At 72.3% G+C, this 6,225-nt stretch carries 6 protein-coding genes; 5 read left to right on the top strand and 1 reads right to left on the bottom strand.

Going from position 1 to position 6,225, the window contains the following annotated elements; translation table 11 throughout:
* Nucleotides 1–138 precede the first annotated feature (138 nt).
* The 3 genes from AOK23_RS51645 (at nt 139) to AOK23_RS14625 (ending at nt 1,549) form a co-directional block, all read left to right on the top strand.
* On the top strand, nt 139–516 hold the full coding sequence (locus AOK23_RS51645) for a BON domain-containing protein (RefSeq protein ID WP_338056469.1): 378 nt from the start codon (nt 139–141) through the stop codon (nt 514–516).
* Nucleotides 513–1,268, top strand: a complete 756-nt coding sequence (locus AOK23_RS14620; protein ID WP_055713147.1) for a metallophosphoesterase family protein — start codon at nt 513–515, stop codon at nt 1,266–1,268. Before AOK23_RS51645 ends, AOK23_RS14620 begins: the two co-directional genes overlap by 4 nt.
* A gap of 92 nt (nt 1,269–1,360) precedes the next feature.
* Nucleotides 1,361–1,549, top strand: coding sequence for a DUF6766 family protein (locus AOK23_RS14625; protein ID WP_055713148.1), 189 nt, complete (start codon nt 1,361–1,363; stop codon nt 1,547–1,549).
* Between the two features lie 157 nt (nt 1,550–1,706).
* Here AOK23_RS14625 and AOK23_RS14630 read toward each other — a convergent pair whose 3' ends face one another.
* Nucleotides 1,707–3,584: an ABC transporter ATP-binding protein gene (locus AOK23_RS14630; RefSeq protein WP_206336201.1), complete on the bottom strand. Its 1,878-nt coding sequence runs from the start codon at nt 3,582–3,584 to the stop codon at nt 1,707–1,709.
* 142 nt (nt 3,585–3,726) lie between these two features.
* On the opposite strand from AOK23_RS14630, the gene AOK23_RS14635 reads away from it, so the two are divergent.
* Both AOK23_RS14635 and AOK23_RS14640 read left to right on the top strand, forming a co-directional pair.
* Nucleotides 3,727–4,707: a lysylphosphatidylglycerol synthase transmembrane domain-containing protein gene (locus AOK23_RS14635; protein ID WP_079049481.1), complete on the top strand. Its 981-nt coding sequence runs from the start codon at nt 3,727–3,729 to the stop codon at nt 4,705–4,707.
* A gap of 327 nt (nt 4,708–5,034) precedes the next feature.
* Complete coding sequence (locus tag AOK23_RS14640) at nt 5,035–6,126, top strand: mechanosensitive ion channel family protein (RefSeq protein WP_055713150.1); 1,092 nt, start codon at nt 5,035–5,037, stop codon at nt 6,124–6,126.
* Nucleotides 6,127–6,225 lie beyond the last annotated feature (99 nt).

Raw genomic sequence — 6,225 nt, forward strand, 5'->3', positions numbered from 1 at the left:
CACCGCACTCCCGCCGGACCCTGCGGGAGAAGATCGACTGGGCCCGGGTCCGGCGGGAGTGCGGTGCCGTACCGATGCCCGCGGCCTTCCTGTATCTGCTGGAGCGCCTCCATGTGATCGAGCCGGAGGAGACCGGCCATGGCGACACCACCTGACGACGGCACGCGCGCCGAAGCCGGTGCCGGACCGGACGTCACCGGCGGACCGGACGCCCCCACCGGCCCCGCGCAGTCCGGGCGGTCCGGGCAGTCGGAGCAGTCCGCGCACCCCACCTCGAACACCGAATACCGCATCGCCCACCTGGGCGAACGGCTCGCCGGCGGTGATCTCGCCGAGCTGGGTATGCGGATCGAGTCGCGGGGCGACTCCGTGCACATCACCGGCACCGCGTCCACCGCCCACGACCGTGAGGCGATCCTGCGTCTGGCGGCGGAGGAGCTGCCGGGCATCGCCGTCCGGGCCGACATCGCGCTGGCCGACGTGACCGCGCCCGACCATCCGGAGGACCTGTCGTGATCCGGGTCGCCGCCGTCGGGGACATCCATCTGGGGCCGGACAGCCGTGGTCTGCTCCGGCCCGCGTTCGAGACGCTCCACCGGCAGGCCGATCTGTTGCTGCTGGCCGGTGACCTCACCCGGCACGGCACTCCCGAGGAGGCGCGGGTCGTCGCCGACGAGGTGGCGGGGCTGCCGGTGCCCGTGATCGCCGTCCTCGGCAACCACGACCACCACGCGGAGCGGCCCGACGACGTCACGGACGTCCTCCGTTCGGCGGGCGTGACGGTGCTGGAGGGCGAGGGGACCGTCGTCGAGGTCGACGGGGTCCGGGTGGGCGTCGCCGGGACGAAGGGGTTCGGCGGTGGCTTCGCCGGGCGCAGCGGCAGCGAGTTCGGCGAACCCGAGATGAAGGCCTTCGTCCGGCACACCCGGGGGCTCGCGGACGGGCTGCGCGGGGCCCTCGACGGCCTGGCGGCGGACGGCTGCGCGGTGCGTATCGCGCTCACCCACTTCTCACCCGTGCCGGACACGCTGGTCGGTGAGCCGCTGGAGATCTACCCGTTCCTCGGCAGCTATCTGCTGGCGGAGGCGGTGGACGAGTCGGGCGCCGACCTCGCCGTCCACGGCCACGCCCATCTGGGCACCGAGCACGGCATCACCAGCGGCGGGGTACGGGTGCGCAATGTCGCCCAGCCGGTCATCCGGCGGGCCTTCGCCGTGTACGGGTTGCCGGTGGACGGCTCCCACACCACGGCGACCAGCGCGGCGTAGCACCGGTTGCCCCAGCCGGGGGACGGCGGGCGCGTGCCCGTCGCGCGGCGCCCGGGCCGGACGGCGGGGCGAGGTTACCTTCCCACACGGGTGTGGCCGCGTACAACGAGAAGCAGCTGAGGCAGCTCCAGGCGCCCCTGACGTGGGGTCAGTACGTCCTCGCGGCCGACTTCCTCGCCATCGCCTCCATGGCGATCCTTTCGATCTATCTGCGCCAGCGCGGTTCCCCGGAGTCGAAGCCGGTCGGTTCCGCCCACACCTCCACCGGGGTGGAGGGCTGAACCCCGGCCCGGTCGCGTGACCGGGCCGGGGGCCGGGCGGCGCCTCGGGGACAAGCCGCCGGGCGACCGTCACCGGCGGCTTGTGCCAGGCGACCACCGGCGGCTTGTGCCAGGCGACCACCGGCGGCTTGTGCCAGGCGACCACCGGCGGCTTGTGCTAGGCGACCGTCACCGGCGGCTTGTCCTTCGTGAACTGCGTGCGGTACAGCTGCGCGTACCGGCCGCCCGCCGCGAGGAGTTCCTCGTGAGTGCCGCGTTCCACGATCCGGCCGGCCTCGACGACGAGGATCTGGTCGGCGGTCCGTACGGTCGACAGGCGGTGGGCGATGACCACGGCGGTGCGGCCCTCCAACGCCTCCGTGAGGGCCTCCTGGACGGCGGCCTCGGAGGTGTTGTCGAGGTGGGCGGTGGCCTCGTCGAGGATGACGACGCGCTGGCGTGCCAGCAGCAGCCGGGCGATGGTCATGCGCTGGCGTTCGCCGCCGGAGAGCCGGTAGCCGCGTTCGCCGACCACGGTGTCGAGCCCGTCGGGCAGGGACCGTACGAGGTCGTCGAGGCGGGAGCGGCGCAGGACCTCCCACAGGTCGTCGTCGGTGGCGCCGGGGCGGGCGAGCAGCAGGTTGGCGCGGACGGTGTCGTGGAAGAGGTGCCCGTCCTGGGTGACCATGCCGACGGTGCCGCGCAGCGACTCGGCGCTCAGGTCCCGTACGTCGACACCGCCGATGCGGACGCTGCCGGCATCGGTGTCGTACAGGCGGGGCAGGAGCTGGGCGACGGTCGACTTGCCGGCGCCGGAGGAGCCGACGAGGGCGATCGTCCGGCCGGGTTCGGCGCGGAAGGAGACGCCGTGCAGGACCTCGCTGCCGCCCCGGGTGTCGAGGGCGGCCACCTCCTCCAGGGAGGCGAGGGAGACCTTGTCGGCGGACGGGTAGCCGAAGCGGACGTCCTCGAACTCCACGGACACCGGGCCCTCGGGCACCTCGCGGGCGTCCGGCTTCTCGTCGATCAGCGGTTTCAGGTCCAGCACCTCGAAGACCCGCTCGAAGCTGACGAGGGCGCTCATGATCTCGACGCGGGCGCCGGCGAGGGCGGTCAGCGGGGCGTAGAGGCGGGTCAGCAGGAGGGCCAGGGAGACGATCGCGCCCGCTTCGAGGGTGCCGCGCAGCGCGAACCAGCCGCCGAGGCCGTACACCAGGGCGAGCGCCAGGGCGGAGACGAGGGTGAGGGCGGTGATGAACACCGACTGCGCCATCGCCGTACGCACGCCGATGTCGCGCACCCTGCGGGCCCGTTCGGCGAACTCCGCGGACTCGTCGGCCGGGCGTCCGAAGAGTTTGACGAGGGTGGCGCCGGGCGCCGAGAAGCGCTCGGTCATCCGGGTGCCCATGGCCGCGTTGAGGTCGGCGGCCTCCCGCTGGAGCCGGGCCATCCGGGTGCCCGTCCGGCGGGCGGGGATCACGAACACGGGCAGCAGGACCAGCGACAGCAGAGTGATCTGCCAGGACAGGGTGAGCATCACGGCGAGCGTGAGCAGCAGGGTGACCAGGTTGCCGACCACTCCGGACAGGGTGTTGCTGAAGGCCCGTTGGGCGCCGATGACGTCGTTGTTGAGACGACTGACGAGCGCTCCCGTACGAGTACGTGTGAAGAACGCGACCGGCATGCGCTGCACATGATCGAAGACGGCGGTCCGCAGATCGAGGATGAGTCCCTCGCCGAGCTTCGCCGACAGCCATCGGCCCAGCAGCCCGAGGGCCGCCTCGGCGACCGCGATGAGGGCGATGAGCACGGCAAGGCGGACGACGAGCGCCTCGTCCCCGTCCGACACGATCACGTCTACGACGTTCCCCGCGAGCACCGGCGTCGCGACGGCGAGAAGGGCGGTCACCACACTGACCGCGACGAACCACGCGATACGGCGACGATGTGGACGGGCGAAGGCCCCGACGCGCCGTAGCGTCGTCCGGGCGAAGGGGCGGCTCGGCCGCCGGGCGTTCGACATGCCCTGCAGCTGGCTCCAGGCGGTCATCTCCATACTCATGGGAAGGACGCTAGAACCTCAACCATTCTTGAGGTCAACTGGTTTTTCAGGAGTACCCCGCGCGCGGTGAAGTCCCGCGCCGGTCACCGCCCGTCCGCAACCCGCCGTTGGGACGTGGCGGAAAACCTCTCCCGATGTGACAGTGATACGGCTCCCCGAGGGGCTCCCCAGGCGTGTCCCGGTCCGCCGGATCCTCTCGGTCCGCCGGATCCTGTGCCTGCTCCCCCTCGCCCTGGTCCTCGTCCTCGCCGTGCGCCATCGTTCCGTTCTCGTCGAGGGGTTCGGGCAGTTGGCGACCGCGCGGTGGCCCTGGCTGGCGGCGGCGGTCTGCGCGACCTGCCTGACCTGGGTGGCGGCGGCCGTGACCCGGCAGGGCGCCCTCGTCGAGCGGCTGCCCGCCCGGCGGTTGCTGGCCACCCAGTTCGCGGCCGGCGCGGCGAACCATCTGCTGCCCAGCGGTCTCGGGGCGAGCGCGGTGAATTTGCGGTTCATGACGGTGTGCGGGGTGCCGCCGACCCGTTCGTCGGCGGCACTCGCCCTGTATCTGCTGGCCGAGTCCGTCGCCCGGCTGGGTCTGCTGCTGGCCCTGCTGCTGGCGTTCCCCGGCGCGCTGCGCCTCGGCCCGCTCCTCCCGGACGGGTCGGCCGCTCCCCTGCTGGCGGCCGGCGCCGGGGTGGTCTGCGCGGCCGGGCTCGCGCTGCTGCTCGTACGGCGGCTGCGCACGGCCGTGTCCGGTTTCGTGCGCACCGCGTTGAGCGAGGCCCACTCGGTGCACACACGGCCGGTCCGGGTGCTCGCCCTGTGGGGCGGTTCGCTGGCCTTCCCCACGCTCCAGGCGGCCGGACTGGCCGCCGTCGGGCTGGCGTTGGGCCTTCGGATACCCGTGCTCCATATGGCGGTCGCGTATCTCGCGGCCACCGTCGCGGTCGCCCTGGTCCCGACACCGGGCGGCCTCGGGTCCGTGGACGCGGCGCTCGTGGTCGCCCTGATCGCGGCGGGCGCGCCGGCCGCCGTGGCCACGGCGGTGGTGCTGGCGTACCGGGTCATCACGCTCTGGCTGCCGCTGCTGCCGGGGGCGTTGACGCTGGGGGCGCTGGTGCGGCTGAAGGTGCTCTGAGCGGGCGCGGCCGCCACCGACCGGGCCGGGGCGGGCCGGGGCACCCCGAGACCGGCGACAAGGAGCGCTGTGGCGCTGTGACGCGTATCAGACATTCCGCCGCGTTCGACGGGTCGTCAATGGCCGATCCACGCAGGTCCGGTGCCGATCAGCAGGACGAGTGCGGCAGGATGAGCGGTCGCGCCCGACGTCGCACACGCGTCCGGGCAAGCGTGATCGTGCATTCCGGAATCGAGCAGGTGGCAAGGTGACGACACATCACATACGGTCCGCGGGACATGACATACGGCCCGCCGACCGCTCCCCCCGCCCCTCGGGAGGCGACCGATGACCCGGGCCCTCACCGTCGACGACTGCCTCGTGGCCGGAATCATCCTGGTCGCGGGCCTCGCGGCCGCGTTCCTGCTGCGCCTGCTGCTGCGCTGGCTTGGCGGACACGCGACGAAGACCCGCTGGAGCGGTGACGACGTCATCGTCGACGCGCTGCGCTCCCTGGTCCCCTGGGGCGCGTTCGTCGGCGGCGCGGCGGCCGCGGCGGCGGCGCTGCCGCTCACGCGGACGGTCCACCACAATGTGAACCAGTCGCTGACCGTGCTGCTGATCCTGGTCGCGACGATCACCGCGGCCCGGGTGATCGCCGGTCTGGTGCGTACGGTGACCCAGTCGCGGGCCGGGGTCGCCGGCTCGGTGACCATCTTCGTGAACATCACCCGGGTCGCGGTCCTGGCGCTCGGCTGCCTGGTGATCCTGCAGACCCTGGGCATCCCGGTCGCGCCGCTGGTCACCGCACTCGGTGTCGGCGGTCTGGCGGTGGCGTTGGCCCTGCAGGACACGCTCGCCAACCTCTTCGCGGGCATCCACATCCTCGCGTCGAAGACGGTCCAGCCGGGCGACTACATCCGACTGAGCAGCGGCGAGGAGGGCTATGTCGTCGACATCAACTGGCGGCAGACGACGATCAAGTCGCTCTCCAACAACCTGGTGATCATCCCGAACGGGCAGCTCGCCGGCACGAACATGACCAACTTCAACCAGCCCGAGCAGGACATGACCCTGCTCGTGCAGGTGGGCGTCGCCTACGACAGCGACCTGGAGCATGTGGAGCGGGTCACCAACGAGGTCATCGCCGAGACCATGAAGGACGTCGAAGGGGCGGTGCCGGACCATGAGCCCGCCGTGCGCTTCCACACGTTCGGCGACTCGCGGATCGGCATGACCGTGATCCTCGGGGTCGGGGAGTTCAGCGACCAGTACCGGATCAAGCACGAGTTCATCAAGCGCCTGCACCGGCGCTACCGGGCCGAGGGCATCCACATCCCGGCGCCCCGCCGGACGGTCACGCTCCAGCCGGGTGCGGGTGCGGGTCTCGAGATCCCACACCAGCGCGAGGCCTCGATCGACTCCGTCGAGGCGCGCTAGGGGTTGCCGCGGGGTGCGTACGTGCGGGTGAGTGGGGGTTTCTCGCGCAGTTCCCCGCGCCCCTGGAAGGGTCGGGCCTGCGGCCCGCCCTTCAGCTGA

Source organism: Streptomyces torulosus, from assembly GCF_001419765.1.
GTDB classification, from domain to species: domain Bacteria; phylum Actinomycetota; class Actinomycetes; order Streptomycetales; family Streptomycetaceae; genus Streptomyces; species Streptomyces torulosus.